Genomic DNA, 19,657 nt, shown 5'->3' with positions numbered 1-19,657 from the left:
CATGGACACCTATGAAACCCTCGAGATTACCGTCGCCGACAAGGTCGCGACCATCACGCTGAACCGCCCGCAGCTGCGCAACGCCTTCAACGAGAACGCGATCGCCGACCTGACCATGGCCTTCGACGAAGCCAGCCAGGACAGGGACGTGCGCGCCATCGTGCTGGCCGCGAACGGCCCCGCTTTTTGCGCCGGCGCCGACCTGAACTGGATGAAGAAGATGGCCGGCTATTCCGCGGCCGAGAACGAAGCCGACGCGCTGCGCCTGGCCGACATGCTGCGCACCATCTACTACAGCCCGAAGCCGGTGGTGGCCAGGGTGCAGGGCGACTGCTACGCCGGCGGCATGGGCCTGGTGGCGGCCTGCGACATCGTGGTGGTGGCCGAAGGCGTCAATTTCTGCCTGTCGGAAGTAAAACTGGGCCTGATCCCGGCGACGATTTCTCCCTACGTGATCAAGGCGATGGGCGACCAGGCCGCGCGCCGCTACTTCCTCAGCGCCGAGCGCTTCGACGCGCGCGAAGCGCACCGCCTCGGCCTGGCGCACGAGGTGGTGCCGGCCGACCAGCTGGACGCCAAGGTCGCCGAGATCGTCAAGGCCCTGGTCGGCAACAGCCCGAACGCCGTGCGCGAAGCGAAAGCGCTGGTGCGCGACATTGCCGGCCTGCCGATCGACGACGTGCTGCTGGCCGACACCGCCGGCCGCATCGCCGCCATTCGCGCTTCCGATGAAGGACGCGAAGGCGTCGCGGCCTTCCTGGAGAAGCGCAAACCGTCATGGATAGCGTAGGGTGGGCGCGGGGTGCCCGCCCTACGTTTTAAATAGTTTATAGAGTTTTAGGATTAATTTTGAATAAGCCCACGTCCTCCGACTGGATCGCCCGCAGCCTGCGCAGCGTCTGGCATCCATGCACGCAAATGCAGCACCACGAAGAGGTGCCGCTGATCGCCGTCCATCACGGCAAGGGACCGTGGCTGGTTGACCACGAGGGCAAGCGCTACCTGGACGGCATCAGCTCGTGGTGGGTCAATCTGTTCGGCCACGCCAACCCGCGCATCAACGCGGCCTTGAAAGACCAGCTGGACACGCTGGAACACGCGATGCTGGCCGGCTTTACCCACGAGCCGGTGGTCGAACTGTCCGAGCGGCTGGCCGCCCTCACCGGCCACGCGCTCGGCCACGCCTTTTATGCGTCGGACGGCGCCTCGGCGGTCGAGATCGCGCTCAAGATGAGTTTCCACTACTGGCGCAACGCCGGCTACGCCAAGAAGCAGGAATTTGTCTGCCTGCAGGGGTCGTACCACGGCGAGACCATCGGCGCGCTGGCCGTGACCGACGTCGCCCTGTTCAAGGATGCCTACGGTCCGCTGCTGCGCGCGGCGCGCACGGTAGCGTCGCCGGATGCGCGCAATGCGGTCGATGGCGAGTCGGCCCAGGACGTGGCGCTGCGCGCGGTCAAGGATGTCGAAGCGCTGTTCGCGGAACAAGCCGACACCATCGCCGCCATCATCGTCGAGCCGCTGGTGCAGTGCGCCACCGGCATGGCGATGCACGATCCGCTCTACCTGCAGCGCCTGCGCGAGCTGTGCGACCACTACCACGTGCACCTGATCGCCGACGAGATCGCGGTCGGCTGCGGCCGCACCGGTACGTTCTTCGCCTGCGAACAGGCCGCCATCTGGCCCGACTTCCTGTGCCTGTCGAAGGGGATCAGCGGCGGCTACCTGCCGCTGTCGCTGGTGCTCAGCACGGATAACATCTACGAAGCCTTTTATAGCGAAGACATCACGCGCGGCTTCCTGCATTCGCACTCCTACACCGGCAACGCGCTGGCCTGCCGCGCGGCGCTGGCCACGCTGCAGATCTTCCAGGAAGACGACGTATTGGCCAAAAACCGCGAAACCGCGACCCGCCTGATGCTGGAACTGGCGCCGCTGCTCGACCACGAGCGCGTCACCAACTTCCGCCAGCGCGGCATGATCCTGGCCTTCGACGCGGTCGAGCCGGACAGCGCGCGCGCATCGACGTTCTCGCGCCGCTTCTTCACCAGCGCGGTCGAGAACGAACTGCTGCTGCGCCCGATCGGCCGCACCGTCTACCTGATGCCGCCGTATGTGCTGAACGAGGAAGAGATCGTCGGCCTGGCCGCGCGCACGCGCAAGGTGTTCGAATCGGTGATCGCGGGCTGACGGCATGGACTTGATCGCACACGTGCAAACCAGGCTGGATGCGCTGGCCGCGCAAAGCCTGATTCGACAACGGCGCACCGCCGACACCCCGTGCGCGCCGCGCCAGAGCGTCGACGGCCGCCCGATGCTGGCTTTTTGCAGCAACGATTACCTGGGCCTGGCCGCGCATCCGCAGGTGGTGGCGGCGCTGCGCGAAGGGGCCGCGCTGTACGGCGCCGGCAGCGGCGCCTCGCACCTGGTGTCCGGCCACAGCCGCGCGCACGCGCTGCTGGAAGAGCGCCTGGCCGCCTTCGAGGCGCCGCACCTGGTGGAAGCCGGGGCGCTGTACTTCTGCACCGGCTACATGGCCAATCTGGCCACCCTCACCGCGCTTGGGCTTGATGCCGATGCGATGATCTTTTCGGAGGCGCTGAACCACGCCTCGCTGATCGACGGTGCGCGCCTGGCCCGCGCCGGCGTGACGGTCTATCCACACGGCGACGTCGCCGCACTCGAAGCAAAGCTGATCGACAGCCCGGCGTCGACCAAGATCGTCGTCACCGACAGCGTGTTCAGCATGGACGGCGACCTGGCCCCGCTGCCGGCACTGCTGGCCCTGTGCGAGCGCCATGGCGCCTGGCTGGTGGTCGACGATGCGCATGGCTTCGGCGTGCTGGGACAGAATGGCCGCGGCGCGCTCGAGCATTTCGACCTGCGTTCGACCAACCTGGTCTATGTCGGCACGCTGGGCAAGGCGGCCGGCGTCGGCGGCGCCTTCGTGGCGGCGCACCGGTCGGTGATCGAACTGCTGGTGCAGCGCGCCCGCCCTTATATCTACACGACGGCGGCGCCGCCGGCGCTGGCCCATGCGCTGCTGGCCAGCCTGGACATCATCGAAGGCGCCGAAGGCCGCGAACGGCGTGCGCATTTGAGCAGCCTGATCGCGCAACTGGACAGCGCATTGCACCTGGCGCGCTGGCAGCGCCCGCCCTCGCCCACCGCGATCCAGCCGATCGTCATCGGCGCCAACGACGACGCCCTGCGCGTGGCCGCGCGCCTGCACGAGCAGGGGCTGTGGGTGCCGGCGATCCGTCCGCCGACCGTGGCGCCGGGCACGGCGCGCCTGCGCGTGACCTTGTCCGCGGCGCACACCCGTCAAGATGTCGCGCAGCTTGCCGCTGCCCTCAACAACCTGGAGCTGGAACTGGAAAGGACATCCGCATGATGCTCAACGATCCCGAACAACCGGGCGCACCCGCGCAGGAAACAGGCCTCGCCGAACCGGCCGTCACCACCGCCGCTGCCGTGCCTGCCGCCGTGCCGGCCGCGCTGGCGGTGGAAGGCGTGCCGACCCGCTTCGCCTGCTTCGTCACCGGCACCGACACCGAGATCGGCAAGACGCTGATCTCCAGCGCCATCCTGCATAAACTGGTGCAGACGGGCGTGCGCGCCTGCGGCATGAAGCCGATCGCCGCCGGTGCCGACGAGCGCGACGGCGAGCTGCACAACGAGGACGCCGCCATGCTGCGCGCCGCCGGCAACGTCAACCTGCCGCAGCGCATCACCACGCCCTTCATGCTGCGCGAGCCGTGCGCACCGCACATCGCGGCCGCGCTGGAAGGCGTGACCATCGAGCCGGTGACGATCCTGACCGCCTATGCCGAAATCCTGGGCGCGTCCGACGCCACCGTGGTCGAAGGCGTGGGCGGCTTCTGCGTGCCCTTTTCCGACGATTTCGACAGCGCCGGCCTGGCGGTGCAGCTGAACCTGCCGGTCATCATGGTGGTCGGCATGCGCCTGGGCTGCATCAGTCACGCCCTGCTCACCGCCGAAGCGATCATCTCGCGCGGCCTGGTGCTGGGCGGCTGGGTCGCCAACCTGGTCGACCCCGACATGCGCTTCGTCGACGAGAACATCAGCGCGCTGGAACAACGCATGCCCGCACCCCTGCTGGGACGCGTGCCGCGCCTGGACAACCCTTCGGCTGCGGGAGCAGCCGCATTCATCGAACTCGCGGGCCTGCCGGGATGGCCGGCCACGCGTGCCTGAACAAGCAACGCCAAAACAAGGAACTTTTATGTCGCAAGTCATCAACCTCCATCCGCCGGTCGCACCGGTTACCCTGCCCAAGGACGCCACCTGGCCGCTGCCCGACGTGCTGGCCCTGTTCGACCTGCCGATGCCGGAACTGATGTTCCGCGCCAGCCAAGCCCACCGCGCCAACTTCCCCGACGGCGACGTCGAACTGGCCACGCTGCTGTCGATCAAGACCGGCGGCTGCGAAGAAGACTGCGGCTACTGTCCGCAGGCGGCGCGCTACGACACCGGCGTCGAAGCGAAAAAAATCCTCGACCTCGACGTCGTGCTGGCTGCCGCCAGCGAAGCCAAGGCCAAGGGCGCGACCCGCTTCTGCATGGGCGCCGCCTGGCGCAGCCCGAAAGAGCGCGACATGGAAAAGGTCGAAGCGATGGTGCGTGGCGTGAAAGCGCTGGGCATGGAAACCTGCGCCACGCTGGGCATGCTGGAAGAGGGCCAGGCCGAGCAGCTGAAACAGGCCGGCCTCGATTACTACAACCACAACATCGACACCGCCCCCGACTTCTACGGCGACGTCATCTCGACCCGCGAGTACCACGACCGCCTGGACACGCTCGGCCGCGTGCGCGACGCCGGCTTGAAAGTCTGCTGCGGCGGCATCGTCGGCATGGGCGAGACCCGTGCCCAGCGCGCCGGCCTGATCGCCCAGTTGGCCAACATGAACCCGTATCCGGAATCGGTGCCGGTCAACCACCTGGTCCAGGTCGAGGGCACGCCGCTGCACGGCCTGCCGCCGCTGGACCCGATCGAATTCGTGCGCACCATCGCGGTGGCACGCATCACCATGCCCAAGGCGCGCGTACGCCTGTCGGCCGGCCGGCGCCAGCTGGGCGAAGCGGTACAGGCGATGTGCTTCATGGCCGGCGCCAACTCGATCTTCTATGGCGACAAGCTCCTGACCACCGAGAACCCGGAAGCGGACGAGGACCGCGCGCTGCTGGAAAAGCTGGGCCTCAAGACGCGTTCGGCGACGCTGGAGTCGGCGCCGAAGGAGCGTTGCGGCTGCTGATTGAAGTTAGATACATTAGAGCCGCGCACGTAGAACCGTCGTCCCTGCGAAGGCAGGGACCCAAGTTCGTGGCTCAGTTGCAAACTTGGGCCCCTGCCTCCGCAGGGGCGACGTAACTAAATATAAATAGATAAACGAGACACCACATGTTCACCAAGATCCTGATCGCCAACCGTGGCGAAATCGCCTGCCGGGTCGCGGCCACCGCGCGCCGGCTGGGCATCCGTACCGTTGCCGTCTATTCGGAAGCCGACGCCGGCGCCAAGCACGTCGCCGTCTGCGACGAAGCCGTCCTGATCGGCCCCGCGGCCGCCAAGGACAGCTACCTGCGCGGCGACAGGATCATCGAGGTGGCCAAGGCCCATGGCGCGCAGGCGATCCATCCGGGCTACGGCTTCCTTTCGGAGAACGCCGAATTCGCGGAAGCCTGCGCCGCCGCCGGCCTGGTGTTCATTGGCCCGCCGGGCAGCTCGATGCGGGCGATGGGTTCCAAATCGGCCGCCAAGCAGCTGATGGAAGGTGCCAAGGTGCCGCTGGTGCCGGGCTACCACGGCGACGACCAGGACCCGGCCCTGCTGCAGCGCGAGGCCGACCGCATCGGCTATCCGGTACTGCTCAAGGCCAGCGCCGGCGGCGGCGGCAAGGGCATGCGTGTGGTGGAACGTTCCGACGATTTCCAAGCGGCGCTGGCCTCGTGCAAGCGCGAAGCGATCAGCTCGTTCGGCGACGACAAGGTGCTGGTCGAAAAATACCTGCAGCGCCCGCGCCACATCGAGATCCAGGTGTTCGCCGACACCCACGGCAACTGCGTCTACCTGCACGAACGCGACTGCTCGGTGCAGCGCCGCCACCAGAAGGTGCTGGAAGAAGCGCCGGCCCCCGGCATGCCGCCTGAGCGCCGCGCCGCGATGGGCGAGGCCGCGGTGGCGGCCGCGCGCGCGGTCGGCTACGTCGGCGCCGGCACCGTCGAATTCATCGCCAACCAGGACGGTTCGTTCTATTTCATGGAGATGAACACGCGCCTGCAGGTCGAGCATCCGGTGACCGAGATGATCACCGGCACCGACCTGGTCGAATGGCAGCTGCGCGTGGCTGCCGGCCAGCCGCTGCCGAAGCAGCAGCACGAGCTGGCGATCCACGGCCATGCGATCGAAGCGCGCGTGTATGCCGAGAATCCCGAGAAGGGTTTCTTGCCGTCGATCGGCACCCTGCACTACATGGCCACGCCGGCGCACGTCGCCTTCGAGCTGGGCGGCACGGTGGGGCTGCCTGCCGCCGTGCGCATCGATTCCGGCGTGCGCGAAAACGATGCGATTTCTCCGTTCTACGACCCCATGATCGCCAAGCTGATCGTCTGGGGCGCCGACCGCGCGCAGGCGCTGGCGCGCATGGCGCAGGCGCTGGCCGAATTCCACATCGTCGGCCTGGCCACCAACATCGCCTTCCTGAAACGCCTGGTCGAGGGCCAGGCATTTGCGACGGCCGACCTCGACACCGGTTTGATCGAGCGCAACAGTGCGACGCTGTTCCCGGCTGCCGGCCCGGCTCCGGTCGGCGTGCTGGCACTGGCCGCCGCCGCCCTGCTTACGGATGAGCAAGGGCAAGCCGGAAGCGGCCAGCCGGCCGATCCGTGGACGCATACGCACGGCTGGCGCATGAACGGTACCTATCGCCGTCAATTGTCGTTCACGGACGAGTATGCGGCGGCCTCGCTCGGCAGCAAAGCCTATGCACTGGGCGTGACGTATCATCCAAAAGGCTGGACGCTCGACCTTGACGGCAATAAGCATGCGCTGGCGCCGGTGGCGCGGAGCAGCAGCCGCCATGCGCTGCGCCTGGACGGCCATGCGGTGCAAGGCACGGTGCGGCGCGAGGGCGAGCTGGTGCACGTGTTCAGCGGCGGCCAGCACCATGTGCTGACGTGGGAAGATCCGCTGGCCCATGCCGGCGAGCACGAAGCCGCGGGCGGACGCCTGACCGCGCCGATGCCGGGCAAGGTGGTGGCGGTGATCGCCAGCGGCGGCCAGCAGGTCAAGAAGGGCGAGCCGCTGGTGATCATGGAAGCCATGAAGATGGAACACACGATCGCGGCGCCGAGCGACGGCCTGGTCGAGGAAATCCTGTACCAGGTCGGCGACCAGGTGGCCGACGGTGCACCGCTGCTGGCCTTCAAGGCGGCAGCTTGATGCACAACGCAGTAAATAATATAAATAATTAGGGGACAACAACCATGCGCATCTTGCTGTATCGGGGCGACGGGGTCATCGAGGCGTGGGCCCGTGACTTCGCCGCCGAGCTGCCGCATGCGGAGACCGTGGTCTGGCAGGAAGGGGAACGCGCCGCGCCGTGTGACTACGCCGTGCTGTGGGCACCGACGCCCGCCCTGCTCGACCAGCTCTGGAATGTGAAAGCGATTTTCCTGATGGGCGCCGGTGTCGACGCCCTGCTGAAATTCGGCAACGCGCTGCCGCCGGTGCCGATCGTCCGCCTGGGCGACGCCGGCATGGCCGAGCAGATGGCGGATTACGTCGCGCATGCGGTGCTGCGCTACTTCCGCCGTTTCGACGATTACGAACGGCAGGCGCGCGAGGGGTTGTGGCGCCCGCTGGCGCTGCAGGACAAGAAGACTTTCACGGTCGGCGTGCTGGGACTCGGCAAGCTCGGCGCGCCGGTGGTGCGCACGCTGCGCCAGCTCGGCTTTCCGGTACGCGGCTGGAGCCGCACGCCGAAGGACTTGCCCGGCGTCGCCTGCTATGCCGGCATGGACCAGCTGGACGCCTTCCTGGCCGGCACCCGGGTGCTGGTCTGCATGCTGCCGCTGACGCCGGAGACGGGTAACCTGCTCGACCGCGCGCGCCTGTCGCGACTGCCCGAAGGCGCCTACCTGATCAACGTCGCGCGCGGCGCCCTGGTAGCCGAACCGGACCTGCTGTCGCTAATCCGCGCCGGCCACATCGCCGGTGCCACGCTGGACGTGTTCCGCAACGAACCGCTGCCGGCGCCGCATCCGTTCTGGAGCGAGCCGCGCATCACGATCACGCCGCACATTTCCGCCCTCACGCTGCGCGAGGAAGCCGTGCGCCAGATCGCGGCCAAGATCAAGCTGCTCGAACAGGGCGAGACCGTCGCCGACGTGGTCGACCTTCAGAAAGGATACTGACATCATGAATTTGCCAGGCTACGTCAAGATCGTCGAAGTCGGCCCGCGCGACGGGCTGCAGAACGAAAAGGAAGCGGTATCGGCGGCCGTCAAGATCGAACTGGTCGACCGCCTTTCACGCGCGGGCTTTCCCAACATCGAGGCGGCTTCCTTCGTCTCGCCGAAATGGGTGCCGCAGATGGCGACCAGCAGCGAGGTCATGGCCGGCATCGCACGCCGTCCGGGCACGCTGTATTCGGCGCTGACGCCGAACATGCAGGGCTTCGAGGCGGCCCTCGCGGCGCACGCCGATGAAGTCGTGATCTTCGGCTCGGCCTCGGAAGCCTTTTCGCAAAAGAACATCAATTGCTCGATCGCGGAATCGATCGCCCGTTTCGAACCGGTGGCGCGGGCGGCAAAGGACAACGGCCTGCGCCTGCGCGGCAGCATCAGCTGTTCGTTCGGCTGCCCCTACCAGGGCGAGGTGCCGCTGGAGGCGGTGGCCGACGTGGTTGGCCGCATGCGCGACCTGGGCTGCGACGAGATCGACATCGCCGATACCATCGGCGTCTCGACGCCGCGCAAGACGCAGGCCGTGATGGAGACCGCGGCGCATGCCTTCGACCTGGCACGCATCGCCGGCCACTTCCACGATACCTACGGCCAGGCGCTGGCGAACATCTATGCCAGCCTGGAAGCCGGCGTGGCGATCTTCCACTCGTCGGTGTCGGGCCTGGGCGGCTGCCCGTATGCGAAAGGCGCGACCGGCAACGTGGCGACGGAGGACGTGATCTACATGCTGAACGGCCTCGGGATCGAGACCGGGCTCGACCTCGACCAGGTGGTGGATGCGGGGGCCTTCATTTCGCAGCAGCTCGGGCGCAAGGGCGCGAGCCGGGTTGGCAACGCGCTGTTGGCCAAGCGCGGCGGGTAGGGTGGACGGGTTTCCCGTCCACGCGTTCATGCGGCGTTTGTGTAGCCGTTACTGATCATTCCACCGTCGCTTGAACGCGTGGACGGTGGAGCCGTCCACCCTACCGACATTACGCACCGTAACTGTGAAGTTTGACGCCACAGAAATGAAAAAAGCCGACGATTTCTCGTCGGCTTTTTTCATGCTTACTGCTGAATACTGGTCGGAGTACAAGGATTCGAACCTTGGACCCTCTGGTCCCAAACCAGATGCGCTACCGGGCTGCGCTACACTCCGAAGACAGTCATCATAACCTTCGAAGCAGTTTCGGTCAAGGGAAGTGCCGATAAATATGCAAATGCGGTAAAAATGCGGTGTGAATGCGGTTTTCCGGCACATCCGTGGCGCCGCTACAAGGAACGCCGCCCCCGCGCCGGAACCCCTGCCGCCGCCGCAAACGGCGCCTACTCGCCCTTGATCTGCAGGGCCCGTTCGTACAGCGCGTTCTTTTTCTTGCCCGTGATCTGCGCCGCCAGGCTGGCCGCCTGCTTCACCGAGCACTCGGCCAGCAGGATGTTGAGGATGCGCTCGGCCTCGGCATCGCCGGCATCGGTGTCCTGCGTCGCGCCCTCGACCAGCACCACGAATTCGCCGCGCTCGCGGTTGGCGTCGGCCTTGACCCAGGCCAGCGCCTCGCCGATCGTGCAGCGGTGGATCTCTTCGAACAGCTTCGACAGTTCGCGCGCAAACACCACCTGCCGTTCCGACTCGAACACCGCCGCCAATGCCTCGACACAGTCGACGATGCGATGCGGTGCCTCATAGATCACGAGCGTCGCCGCCATCGACTTGAGCGTACTCAGTTCCGATTCGCGCTGCTTGGCCTTGGCCGGCAGGAAGCCGACAAAATGGAAGCGGTCGTTCACCAGGCCGCTGGCGGACAGCGCCGTGATCGCCGCCGACGCACCCGGCACCGGCACCACGTTCAGGCCGGCCGCGCGCACGGCGTCGACGACGCGCGCGCCCGGGTCGGACACGGCCGGCGTGCCGGCGTCCGACACCAGCGCCACGCGTTCGCCCGCGTGCAGGCGCGCGATCAGCTTCTCGGCCGCTTCGCGTTCGTTGTGCTGGTGCGCCGCGACCATGTGCTTATTTAAACCGAAGCGCGTGAGCAGGGCGCCGGTCTTGCGCGTGTCTTCGCAGGCCACCACGTCGGCCAGCAGCAGCACGTGCAGCGCGCGCAGGGTAATGTCGGTGACGTTACCGATGGGTGTGGCCACCACGTACAGCGTTGCGGTAGGATAGGACTGCTGGGCGGCTTCGCCCAGTACGGGCAAGTTGGCAATCTGGGTGGACTGGGTTTCTGTCATTTGGAGATCGGATGCTGATAAAAAGTCTCAAGGCCTGGCGCAGGGACGGTAAATCCGGCCCGGTGCGCGCATGGTTCGCTTGCTTGTTCGCTGGCCTGCTGCTGTCGGGCTGCAGCACGGTATGCCTCGAGCCGGAGGAATTGTGCGCGTCCGGCAACGCAAACACAAGCCTGCATCCGCGCGCGTCCGCCGTGCTGGCGCCACAGGCGCCCACAGCGGCACCTGCTCCTGCACCGGCGCTCGAACCCGTGGATCCGGTCCGCACCGCACCGATCTACCTGCCCGGCCAGGATGCCGGCGCGCCTGGTCTCTCCAATCCTGCCGCCAGTCCCGCCGCCAGTCCGGCCACCGGCACGGCGCGCGTCGCCCTGCTGCTGCCGCTGACTTCCCCGAGCCTGGGCGCTGCCGCCGAAGCGGTGCGCGCCGGCTTCATGGCCGCGGCCGAGCGCGACGGCGCCGGCATCCAGGTCGACGTCGTGCCCACCAGCGACAATGCCGACGAGGCGCTGGCCACCTACACCCGCGCCGGCGCCGCGCACGACATCATCGTCGGCCCGCTGTCGCGGCCGGCGGTCGGCGCGCTGATCGCCAGCGGCAAGGTCGACAAGCCGACTGTCGCCCTGAACCACCCCGAAGTGCGCGGCACGCTGCCGCCGCGCATGCTGGTCGCCGGCCTGTCGATCGAGGACGAGGCGCGCCAGGCCGCCGAATGGGCGGCGCGCGAGCATCCGCACGGACGTGTCTTGATCCTGACCGGCAGCCCGGCCTGGGCCCAGCGCGCCGCCGGTGCCTTCGAAGCCCGTTGGAGCGAACTCGGCCATACCGGCCAGCGCTTCGCCCTGCCCTCGAGCGACGGCCGGGTCGACCCGGCCTTGCTGCAAGACCTCAAGGCACGCCTGGAAGTCGATCCGCCCGAGCTGCTGTTCGCCGCCGTCGACGTGGCCGAATTGCGCCAGGTCCGCACCTTCGTCGGTGCCACGCTGCCCGTGTACGGCGGCGCCTCGATCAATCCCGGCCGCACGCCCGGTCTCGGCGCCACCGAGCTGGACGGCATCCACGTGGTCGACCTGCCCTGGCTGGTGCTGCCGGACCACCCGGCGGTGATGGTCTACCCGCGCCAGGCCGATCCGGAAACCCCACTCTACATGCAGCGCCTGTACGCGCTCGGCATCGACGCCTTCCTGGTCGCACGCCAGCTCGCCGCGCAGCAGGCGGCGGCCCCCGCGGCAGCGTCGAGCATCGACGGCGTCACCGGCCGGCTGACCTTCGGCGCCAACGCCGGCCTGACCCGGCGCGAAGCGGCTGCGGTCTATCGCGACGGCAACTTCACGCCGGTCGAGCCGGGACCCTGACATGTGGCCGACCCGCCTGTCGCAGAAGCAGGAACAGGGTCGGCAGTGGGAAAATACGGCGCAGCTGTATCTTCAGCGTCACGGTTTGGTGCTGATCGAAGCGAATTTCCGGTGTAAACTCGGCGAGATCGATTTGATCATGCGCGAAGGCAGCACCCTGGTCTTCGTCGAGGTGCGCCAGCGCGCCGCCGGGGCCCAGGTCGGGGCCGCTGCCAGCATCGGCCCCGCCAAGATCCGCCGCATCGTGCGCGCCGCCCAGGTCTACCTGCAGCGCTGCCCCCGTACGCCACCCTGCCGCATCGACGTGATCGCGATCGACGGCGGCCGCATCGAATGGCTCAAAAATGCCATCGAGGGCTGACCGGACCGCCTTTACTGGCAGGCTTGCCACCTTTTCAAGTGTAAGCATTTTTTGCAGCACTTGATCGTCTGCCGTTGCCACTGCACTATAATCTTCGACCATGAATACTCAACGCATCCTCGCTCACTTCCAGGAAAGCGCCGACCTCAAACTGAAGTCGGGCGCGCTGCTGGCACAACCCATTTCCGAAGCCATCGAACTGATGTTCAACGCACTTTCGAATGGCAACAAGATCCTTGCCTGCGGCAACGGCGGCTCGGCCGGCGATGCCCAGCACTTCGCCGCCGAACTGGTCGGCCGCTTCGAGCGCGAGCGTTTCCCGCTGCCGGCGATCTCGCTCAGCACCGACACCTCGATCATCACGGCGGTCGGCAACGACTACAGTTTCAACGAGATCTTCAGCAAGCAGGTGCAGGCGCTCGGCCAGTCCGGCGACATCCTGCTGGCGATCTCGACCTCCGGTAACTCCGGCAACGTGCTGGCCGCGGCCGAAGCCGCGCTCGAGCGCGAAATGCGCGTCGTCGCCCTGACCGGCAAGGATGGCGGCAAGCTGGGTCAGCTGCTGACCGAAGCCGACGTCCACATCAACGTGCAGCATTCACGTACCGCCCGCATCCAGGAAGTGCACCTGGTGGCGATCCACAGTATCTGCGACGGTCTCGACGTCGCCCTGTTCGGAGAAGAAGATGCAAGTTAAACCCGCCGCCCTCCACCTGCTGCGTCCCCTGTCCAAGGCCGTGCTGTGCGTCGCCCTGCTGTCTTCGCTGCAAGGCTGCATCGCGGTCGTGGCGGGCGCTGCCGTGGGTGGCGCGTTTGCCACCGTCGACCGCCGCTCGCTGGGCGCGCAGACCGAAGACAAGGCGATCGCCGTCAAGGCGGACACCCGCCTGCCGGGCATCGTCGGCGACGCCGGCCACGTCAACGTCAACAGCTACAACCGCAAGGTGCTGCTGACCGGCGAGGTGCGCGACGAAGCGATGAAGCGCGCGGTCGAGAACGAGGTGCGCAGCATCGCCAACGTCGATACCGTGAGCAACGAACTGGAAATCGCCGGCCCGTCGAGCTATACCTCGCGCTCCAGCGATGCGCTGATCACCAGCAAGGTCAAGCTCAGCCTGGCTGACAAGAACACCATCAAGGCCACCTCGTTCAAGGTCGTGACCGAACGCGGCAACGTGTACCTGATGGGCCTGGTGACCCAGCGCGAAGGCAATATCGCGGCCCAGGTGGCACAGGGCGTGGCCGGCGTCATGCGCGTGACCAAGATCTTCGAATACATCAGCGAAGAAGACCTGCGCTCGCTCCAGCCGCAGCAGGCGCAGGCCCAGTAACAGCCGGTCCGGTACAAAGATGAGGGGGCGGACTATAATGGTTCGTCCCCCCATATGGATGAGATGAGACCATGACTGCTTCCACGCGTTCCTGGATCAAGCCGGCCGCCATCGGCGCGGCCGTGCTGGCGCTTGCCGGCGGCGCCTATGTCGCCGTCTTCAGCCAGCAGCAGGCGCCCGACGTCACCTTCATCGGTATCGATGGCCAGAAGATCAGCTCGCAAGACTTGCGCGGCAAGGTCGTGATGATCAATTTCTGGGCCACGTCCTGCACCACCTGCGTGAAGGAAATGCCGCAGATGGTCGAGACCTACAACAAGTACAAGGGGCAAGGCCTGGAATTCGTTGCCGTGGCAATGAGCTACGACCGCCCCGACTACGTGCTGAACTATGCGGCCACGCGCCGGCTGCCGTTCAAGGTCGCGCTCGACGCGGGCGGCGACCTGGCAAAGCAGTTCGGCGACGTCTCGATGACGCCGACCACCTTCGTCATCGGCAAGGATGGCAAGATCCTCAAGCGCTACCTGGGCGAACCCGATTTCGCCTCGCTGCACGCGCTGCTGGAAAAGTCGCTGCACACGCAAGCCTGAGCGCGCGCAAAGACGCCCCGGCCGATTGCTCCAAGCTTGACGCGCCCGCTGACGCTGTTCCACGCTGGCGCGGCCAAGGAGACTATCCATGCGCAAGCTGATCAGGTATGCCCCTGCACTCGCCTGCCTGCTGGCGGCGGGCTGCACCAGCGTCGATCGCGGTCTGCGTCACACCGTCGTCCTGCACTACCAGCACGTCGCCAACGTCCACCGCATCGATTTCTCCAGCCCCTTGACGCTGGTGCAACGCAGCAGTCCGGTGGACGCCGTGCTGCCGCTGGAATCGCAGGGCTTCTGGGCAGTATTCCTGCTGTGCAGCGTGGATGCGAGCGGCGCGTATGTTCCCAGCTTCTATTTCGACGTCGACCGTTTCCGTGTGCGCTACGGCAAACAACACTTCGGACCGCTGCGGCCCTGGACCCTGCGTCTCGACAACACGACCGACCTGAATACCCGTACCGACACCCCGGCCATCGCCCAGGCCATCGCCATGGAAATCCAGGAAGGCCCGTCGAGCCAGGTCTTCCGGCACGGCTTTTATGGCGGACTGGATTACCGCTTCGCCATCTATATACCGCGCGGCTTGCCCGACTATTCCGGCGATGAATTGACTCTGCGCTATGACGGCGGCCAGACCATGGTGCTGGGCAATGGTTATCCGCCATCGGACATTCCGCTTGCCGGCCTCGGCGGCACGGGCATCGCGTCCAGCTGCCTCCCCTAGTCGGGGCGACTAGGCGGGGGCGCCGAGCCGGGCACGCTGCATGCCATGCCGGCGTTACACTGTCGATCCCGATCGATCAGGCCTGGAGGCGGCGATGGACCAGCAAAACGACGGCATCACGGCGGCGCAGGCTTACCAGGCCATGCTGGCTTTCCTGCAGCGGGAAGTGGAACTGACTGAATCCAGCGACCTGGCCGACCTGGTCAGCGAATACCGGCTCGGCGCCGATGGCCGCCCGGCGGACCCGGCCCTGTGGAACGCATGGCTGGAAGCGGTCGGCAAGGTCGTGCAGGGACGTAAGCCGGCCTGACTGCATACCGAAGCGCACTACCTTCATGCTGATATTGCGTTTAGGGTATTGTTTCCTGCGTGATAGGATGAACCGACAACCAACACCTGGAAGTCGCTTTGCTCTCCAACCTTGAACTCATCGCCCGCCTCGGCCTGGCGGCCCTGCTCGGCGGCGCCATCGGCTTCGAACGCGAACGCCTGTCGTGGGCGGCCGGCCTGCGTACCCATATGCTTGTGTGCGTCGGCGCCTGCCTGTTCATGATCGTCTCCGCCTTTGGCTTCATGGATGCGCTGGCGCACGAGCACGTGTCGCTCGACCCGTCGCGCGTGGCGGCCCAGGTCGTCTCCGGCATCGGTTTCCTAGGCGCCGGTTCGATCCTGCTGCGCGGCGAAATCGTGCGCGGCCTGACCACGGCCGCCAGTTTGTGGTCGGTAGCGGCGGTCGGCCTCGCCGCCGGTGGCGGGCTCTACGTTGCCGCGGTGGCGGCCACCGTCATCATCCTGATCATCCTGGCCGGCATCAAGCCACTGGAACGCTGGTATTTTTCGTCGCGCCAGCGCCGCGAGGTGCTGATCGGCGCCGAACGGGGGCGCCTCACGCTGCACGTGCTGGAACGGGAAATCGGCCCGGTGACTGCGCGCATCAGCACCTTCATCGTCCAGCACAGCGAAGAAGCGGCCAGCAACGACGAGGTACTGATCGCGTTTTCGCGCATGTCGGAAAACGAGTTCCGGGATTTGGCGGACAAGCTGCGGCGGATTCCCGGGGTGCTCAAGCTGGAGGTGAAGGGGCGGCCGGATCGACGTACTACAAGATGAGGTGGAGAGACTGCCGTGTTAGCCCATGAACGTCGTCCCCGCGCAGGCGGGGACCCATACTGAGCTGTCGAAGTCCGTATATCTGAAGCATTCGAGTGGCTTCCAGTTGACCGAATTCTGAGACTCGGTATGGATTCCCGCCTGCGCGGGAACGACGTGCCACTACCTGCGGCCGCTCTCAATGAGCGGATTACCAGCGCCCCTTCTCCTTCTTCGACTGCCGCTTGCGCGCCGCCGCATTCTGCTGCTGCAACAGCGCATCGACCCGCTCAGACGCCTCGCGCGCCAGCTGCTGCGCCAGCTCGAGGCTGGGAAAGTATTCCGGCATCCGGTACGCAAGCCAGGCGTAGGCCGAATACATGCGGCAAGTGTCCTCGACTTCCTGCAGGTTCTGCCAGAACAATTCCTGCTCCTGTACCTGCAGCTTGCACACCTTTTTACGGGCCAGCGATTGCGCCCAGTGGGTCCAGGCGGTTTCCAGCGCCGGTACCCTGGTCGAGATCGGCACTAACGACAGCGTGAATTTCTCGGCCACGCTCAGGTCCAGCGTGTCGAGCCATTCGGCGCGCTCGTTCTGCTCTTCCGTAATGCGTGGATAAAAAAAGCCGTCCGGCACGTCGATGTTGTGGACGAAGCGTTTTAATAGTTTCACCAGCGCCGTTTCGCCGGTCACCGACGAGATCCGGTGCAATTGCTCGATCGACGGTGCCACCGCAAAGCCGCTGGCCTTGACCGGCGGGATCTTTTCCTTCATCAGCGAGCGCATGATCTCGTGGGTGTCGTCGTCGTAGCCGGCAACGAAGCCCTCTTCATGTACGCCGTAGCGCCCGGCACGGCCGGCGATCTGCTTGGCCAGCGCCGCCGAAATCTCTTCCTCTTCGTAGCCGTTGTACTTGACCGCGGTCGTCATCACGATGCGCTGGATCGGCATGTTCAGGCCCATGGCAATGGCATCGGTGCCGACCACGATGTCGGCCTGCCCTTCGCGGAAACGCTCGGCCTGGGCACGCCGCACTTCCGGCGACAGGTTGCCGTACACGGTCGCCACCGACAGTCCCATCTCGGTGATCATGTCGCGCCACATCAGCACGTTGCGGCGCGAGAAGGCAATCACCGCATCGCCGCGCCGCAGGTTGCGGATTTTACGGACGGCCAAAAGCTCCATCGACAGCGGCGCCTTGCGTTTCAGCACGTGCACTTCGAGCGGACATTCCAGGCGCTCGGCCAGCGCCTCGATCGCCCGTCTCGCTTCCGGCGCCCCGACCAGGTAGACGATGGAGGCCGGTGCGCCGCACACGGCGGCGGTCCAGGCGGCGCCGCGGTCGCGGTCGGCCAGCATCTGGATTTCGTCGATCACCGCCACCTGTACCGGGGTTTTGGTGTCCAGCATCTCGACGGTGCTGGCGACGTGGGTCGCGTTCTCGGCCAGGCGCCGTTCTTCGCCAGTGATCAGGCTGACCGCCAGCGGCGCGCCGTCCTCGCGCACCACGTTCTGCAGGCGCTCGTAGTTTTCCAGCGCCAGCAGGCGCAGCGGCGCCAGGTAGACCCCGCTGTCGGCTTGCGCCAGCGCCTCCATCGCCTTGTGGGTTTTGCCGGAATTGGTCGGCCCCAGCAGCGCGATGAAGCGGCGCGCCATCTTGCGCGCGGTCTCGAACGAGGCCGGGTATTCGGCCAGGTTGATGCTTTCCTTGGTGCGCGCGGCGTGGCGTTCTTCCTGGTCGCGCTCGACGGCGTGCTCGAGGCGCTGCTGGATGCGGCCGAACACGTATTCGGCCGGCTCGGACGTCTCCAGCTCTTCCAGCACGTGCAGGAACAGCATCGGATCGAAGCCGGCTTCCTCGCACCGGTCGGCGACGTCGCGCACGAATTCCTCGACTTCCTGGTTGAGGTCATCCATGGCGTCGCGCGTGGCGCGTTCCTCGATCAGTTCACGGCGCGCGGCGAGGTCCATCTTGCGCCATTTGCTCGGCTTGGCCAGCACGCCGCGCGCCGGCACCAGGCGGTATTCGACGTGCAGGCCGTCGACCCGCACCGCGCCCGAAAAACGCAGGAACACGCGGCCTTCGAGCTTGACCAGCTCGGCGCCACGCGCGGCCAGTTTCAGGTCGTGTTCGAGGAAGGCGTCGTCGTCGCCGAGTTGGCTGTCGGAATCTGGATCGTGATTGTTGCGGTTTTGGTTCATGAGGCTGCCAGTGATAACTTGTTGGCAGCATATTAGCGGATACGCGTCCTGCCCGGCACGCATATCCGCCCGTACACAAAACCTCAGCGCAGCGCCGTCTCCAGCTCGCGCACGCGCGCCTTCAAGGCGCGCTCGTCGTTCCAGCGCGGTGTCGTCGCGCACCACCGCGGCGATCCCCGACACCTTTCCGTCACGTCCATGCAGCAGCGCCACCATGAAGCAATGCGCTTTAGAACAGGGTTTCCAGGGCACCGGAGGCAGTGCCGTCGTAGCCCGGCAAGCCGTCCAGTACCTGGCGGAAGGCGGCGCTTGCCATGGCGTCGCGCGCAGCCTGCAGCGGCGGCGTATCGAGTGCGGCACGGTCGCATGCCAGGAAGTAGCGTTCGCGGCAGATCGGGATGAAATCGAGGTCGAAGCGGCGCGCCGCGGTCTCGACGCCGAAGCTGACATCGGCCATGCCGCTGGCCACGAAAGCCGCCACCGCCGCGTGCGTGAATTCGGCACTGTCGAAGCCGGCGATGCGGGCGGTATCGAGCGCGCGGTCGGCCAGCAGCAGCTCCAGCAGCACGCGCGTGCCGGAGCCGTGCTGGCGGTTGACAAAGCGGATGTCCGGCCGCACCAGGTCGTCCAGTCCGCCGATACCTTTCGGGTTGCCCTTCGCGACGAACAGGCCCTGCTGGCGATAGGCGAGGTGCAGGAAGGCGTGGCGCGCCGGGTCCAGCCATTGCCGGTGCGCCGCGGCGGCGGCCGCTTCGAACTTGCCCATCGGGAGGTGGAAGCCGGCCAGGTCGCATTCGCCGTGCGCCAGCGCCGCCACGGCTTCGGTGCTGCTGCGGTATTTGATGTCCACCGCGACGCCCTGCCCGCCCAGCTGCCCGACCAGCGCCGCCACCGCGAAGCCGTGCGATGCGGTCAGGCGCAGCACCTGCGCTTCGAGCGCCAGCACGCGCGCCAGTTCCTGCTGCAGTTCGGACGCCAGGCTGTCGAGCAGCGGGCTCAAGCGCGCGCTAATGCGGCGGTCGGCCCAGATCAGCTTTTCCGCCAGCGGCGACAGCAGCGTGCCCTGCCCTCTCACCTTGTGCGCCAGCTGGGCGCCGAACTGGTCGCCGAACTGCTCCAGCAAACCCCAGGCGTGGCGGTAGGACATGCCGCAGGCCGTGGCCGCCTTGCTGATGCTGCCGCTCTGGCTCACCGCCGTCAGCAGCGACAGCAGCGCCGGCAAGGCGGTGGGGGTGCCGCGCGCATCGCGCAGGATCCAGTCAGGGCGTATCTCGACCTTCAGCATATGCAAATTATTTCCTATTGATTCA

Annotated in this window: 19 protein-coding genes and 1 tRNA gene; 16 read left to right on the top strand and 4 right to left on the bottom strand. The window is 66.6% G+C overall.

The genetic code is table 11. From position 1 onward, the window contains the following. Position 1: 1 nt before the first annotated feature. The 8 genes from U1H99_RS14700 (at position 2) to U1H99_RS14665 (ending at position 9,348) form a co-directional block, all read left to right on the top strand. On the top strand, positions 2–790 hold the full coding sequence (locus U1H99_RS14700) for an enoyl-CoA hydratase/isomerase family protein (protein WP_323142468.1): 789 nt from the start codon (positions 2–4) through the stop codon (positions 788–790). 59 nt (positions 791–849) lie between these two features. After that, a complete protein-coding gene (bioA, locus tag U1H99_RS14695) occupies positions 850–2,190 on the top strand; it encodes an adenosylmethionine--8-amino-7-oxononanoate transaminase (RefSeq protein WP_323142467.1) in 1,341 nt (446 codons plus the stop codon). A 4-nt stretch (positions 2,191–2,194) separates the two neighbouring features. After that, positions 2,195–3,394, top strand: coding sequence for an 8-amino-7-oxononanoate synthase (gene bioF / locus U1H99_RS14690; protein WP_323142466.1), 1,200 nt, complete (start codon positions 2,195–2,197; stop codon positions 3,392–3,394). Beyond that, on the top strand, positions 3,391–4,218 hold the full coding sequence (bioD, locus tag U1H99_RS14685) for a dethiobiotin synthase (protein ID WP_323142465.1): 828 nt from the start codon (positions 3,391–3,393) through the stop codon (positions 4,216–4,218). Before bioF ends, bioD begins: the two co-directional genes overlap by 4 nt. Positions 4,219–4,246: 28 nt before the next feature. Next, entirely contained in the window at positions 4,247–5,275 is a 1,029-nt protein-coding gene (gene bioB / locus U1H99_RS14680; protein ID WP_323142464.1) for a biotin synthase BioB, read from the top strand. 146 nt (positions 5,276–5,421) lie between these two features. Continuing rightward, complete coding sequence (locus U1H99_RS14675; RefSeq protein WP_323142463.1) at positions 5,422–7,461, top strand: acetyl-CoA carboxylase biotin carboxylase subunit; 2,040 nt, start codon at positions 5,422–5,424, stop codon at positions 7,459–7,461. Between the two features lie 44 nt (positions 7,462–7,505). Beyond that, positions 7,506–8,435 (top strand): 2-hydroxyacid dehydrogenase, encoded by a 930-nt coding sequence (locus tag U1H99_RS14670; RefSeq protein WP_323142462.1) that lies wholly within the window; start codon positions 7,506–7,508, stop codon positions 8,433–8,435. A 4-nt stretch (positions 8,436–8,439) separates the two neighbouring features. After that, complete coding sequence (locus tag U1H99_RS14665; RefSeq protein WP_323142461.1) at positions 8,440–9,348, top strand: hydroxymethylglutaryl-CoA lyase; 909 nt, start codon at positions 8,440–8,442, stop codon at positions 9,346–9,348. 199 nt (positions 9,349–9,547) lie between these two features. Here the strand turns inward: U1H99_RS14665 and U1H99_RS14660 are convergent. Both U1H99_RS14660 and rsmI read right to left on the bottom strand, forming a co-directional pair. Then, positions 9,548–9,624, bottom strand: a tRNA-Pro gene (locus tag U1H99_RS14660). A gap of 167 nt (positions 9,625–9,791) precedes the next feature. Next, complete coding sequence (gene rsmI / locus U1H99_RS14655; protein ID WP_323142460.1) at positions 9,792–10,697, bottom strand: 16S rRNA (cytidine(1402)-2'-O)-methyltransferase; 906 nt, start codon at positions 10,695–10,697, stop codon at positions 9,792–9,794. An 11-nt stretch (positions 10,698–10,708) separates the two neighbouring features. Between rsmI and U1H99_RS14650 the strand changes: the two genes are divergently transcribed. The 8 genes from U1H99_RS14650 (at position 10,709) to U1H99_RS14615 (ending at position 16,165) form a co-directional block, all read left to right on the top strand. Continuing rightward, positions 10,709–12,049, top strand: a complete 1,341-nt coding sequence (locus U1H99_RS14650; RefSeq protein ID WP_323142459.1) for a penicillin-binding protein activator — start codon at positions 10,709–10,711, stop codon at positions 12,047–12,049. A 1-nt stretch (position 12,050) separates the two neighbouring features. Beyond that, on the top strand, positions 12,051–12,410 hold the full coding sequence (locus U1H99_RS14645) for a YraN family protein (RefSeq protein ID WP_323142458.1): 360 nt from the start codon (positions 12,051–12,053) through the stop codon (positions 12,408–12,410). Between the two features lie 100 nt (positions 12,411–12,510). Next, entirely contained in the window at positions 12,511–13,107 is a 597-nt protein-coding gene (locus tag U1H99_RS14640; protein ID WP_323142457.1) for a phosphoheptose isomerase, read from the top strand. Then, complete coding sequence (locus U1H99_RS14635; protein ID WP_323142456.1) at positions 13,097–13,741, top strand: BON domain-containing protein; 645 nt, start codon at positions 13,097–13,099, stop codon at positions 13,739–13,741. Before U1H99_RS14640 ends, U1H99_RS14635 begins: the two co-directional genes overlap by 11 nt. Positions 13,742–13,812: 71 nt before the next feature. Continuing rightward, positions 13,813–14,331, top strand: a complete 519-nt coding sequence (locus tag U1H99_RS14630; RefSeq protein ID WP_323142455.1) for a peroxiredoxin family protein — start codon at positions 13,813–13,815, stop codon at positions 14,329–14,331. Between the two features lie 88 nt (positions 14,332–14,419). Further along, positions 14,420–15,055, top strand: a complete 636-nt coding sequence (locus U1H99_RS14625; protein WP_323142454.1) for a hypothetical protein — start codon at positions 14,420–14,422, stop codon at positions 15,053–15,055. Positions 15,056–15,149: 94 nt separating this feature from the next. Then, positions 15,150–15,365, top strand: coding sequence for a hypothetical protein (locus tag U1H99_RS14620; protein ID WP_323142453.1), 216 nt, complete (start codon positions 15,150–15,152; stop codon positions 15,363–15,365). Between the two features lie 98 nt (positions 15,366–15,463). Then, complete coding sequence (locus tag U1H99_RS14615; RefSeq protein ID WP_323142452.1) at positions 15,464–16,165, top strand: MgtC/SapB family protein; 702 nt, start codon at positions 15,464–15,466, stop codon at positions 16,163–16,165. Positions 16,166–16,355: 190 nt separating this feature from the next. Here U1H99_RS14615 and U1H99_RS14610 read toward each other — a convergent pair whose 3' ends face one another. Both U1H99_RS14610 and U1H99_RS14605 read right to left on the bottom strand, forming a co-directional pair. Continuing rightward, positions 16,356–18,347, bottom strand: coding sequence for a helicase-related protein (locus U1H99_RS14610; RefSeq protein WP_323142451.1), 1,992 nt, complete (start codon positions 18,345–18,347; stop codon positions 16,356–16,358). A 229-nt stretch (positions 18,348–18,576) separates the two neighbouring features. Further along, positions 18,577–19,632: a substrate-binding domain-containing protein gene (locus U1H99_RS14605; protein WP_323142675.1), complete on the bottom strand. Its 1,056-nt coding sequence runs from the start codon at positions 19,630–19,632 to the stop codon at positions 18,577–18,579. Positions 19,633–19,657 lie beyond the last annotated feature (25 nt).

Source organism: Massilia phyllosphaerae (assembly GCF_034659755.1).
Classification (GTDB): domain Bacteria; phylum Pseudomonadota; class Gammaproteobacteria; order Burkholderiales; family Burkholderiaceae_D; genus Telluria; species Telluria phyllosphaerae.
The sequence above is the reverse complement of the archived record's forward strand: the minus strand, read 5'-3'. Positions and strand labels throughout refer to the sequence as shown.

What these genes read in the sequence shown, in the direction of transcription:
- U1H99_RS14675 (WP_323142463.1), top strand. Translation starts at nt 5,422, where the DNA reads ATGTTCACCAAGATCCTGATCGCCAACCGTGGCGAAATCGCCTGCCGG.
- U1H99_RS14650 (WP_323142459.1), top strand. Translation starts at nt 10,709, where the DNA reads ATGCTGATAAAAAGTCTCAAGGCCTGGCGCAGGGACGGTAAATCCGGC.
- bioB (WP_323142464.1), top strand. Translation starts at nt 4,247, where the DNA reads ATGTCGCAAGTCATCAACCTCCATCCGCCGGTCGCACCGGTTACCCTG.
- U1H99_RS14610 (WP_323142451.1), bottom strand. Translation starts at nt 18,347, where the DNA reads ATGAACCAAAACCGCAACAATCACGATCCAGATTCCGACAGCCAACTC.
- U1H99_RS14635 (WP_323142456.1), top strand. Translation starts at nt 13,097, where the DNA reads ATGCAAGTTAAACCCGCCGCCCTCCACCTGCTGCGTCCCCTGTCCAAG.
- U1H99_RS14620 (WP_323142453.1), top strand. Translation starts at nt 15,150, where the DNA reads ATGGACCAGCAAAACGACGGCATCACGGCGGCGCAGGCTTACCAGGCC.
- rsmI (WP_323142460.1), bottom strand. Translation starts at nt 10,697, where the DNA reads ATGACAGAAACCCAGTCCACCCAGATTGCCAACTTGCCCGTACTGGGC.
- U1H99_RS14700 (WP_323142468.1), top strand. Translation starts at nt 2, where the DNA reads ATGGACACCTATGAAACCCTCGAGATTACCGTCGCCGACAAGGTCGCG.
- bioF (WP_323142466.1), top strand. Translation starts at nt 2,195, where the DNA reads ATGGACTTGATCGCACACGTGCAAACCAGGCTGGATGCGCTGGCCGCG.
- U1H99_RS14670 (WP_323142462.1), top strand. Translation starts at nt 7,506, where the DNA reads ATGCGCATCTTGCTGTATCGGGGCGACGGGGTCATCGAGGCGTGGGCC.
- U1H99_RS14630 (WP_323142455.1), top strand. Translation starts at nt 13,813, where the DNA reads ATGACTGCTTCCACGCGTTCCTGGATCAAGCCGGCCGCCATCGGCGCG.
- U1H99_RS14665 (WP_323142461.1), top strand. Translation starts at nt 8,440, where the DNA reads ATGAATTTGCCAGGCTACGTCAAGATCGTCGAAGTCGGCCCGCGCGAC.
- U1H99_RS14640 (WP_323142457.1), top strand. Translation starts at nt 12,511, where the DNA reads ATGAATACTCAACGCATCCTCGCTCACTTCCAGGAAAGCGCCGACCTC.
- bioD (WP_323142465.1), top strand. Translation starts at nt 3,391, where the DNA reads ATGATGCTCAACGATCCCGAACAACCGGGCGCACCCGCGCAGGAAACA.
- U1H99_RS14605 (WP_323142675.1), bottom strand. Translation starts at nt 19,632, where the DNA reads ATGCTGAAGGTCGAGATACGCCCTGACTGGATCCTGCGCGATGCGCGC.
- U1H99_RS14625 (WP_323142454.1), top strand. Translation starts at nt 14,420, where the DNA reads ATGCGCAAGCTGATCAGGTATGCCCCTGCACTCGCCTGCCTGCTGGCG.
- U1H99_RS14645 (WP_323142458.1), top strand. Translation starts at nt 12,051, where the DNA reads ATGTGGCCGACCCGCCTGTCGCAGAAGCAGGAACAGGGTCGGCAGTGG.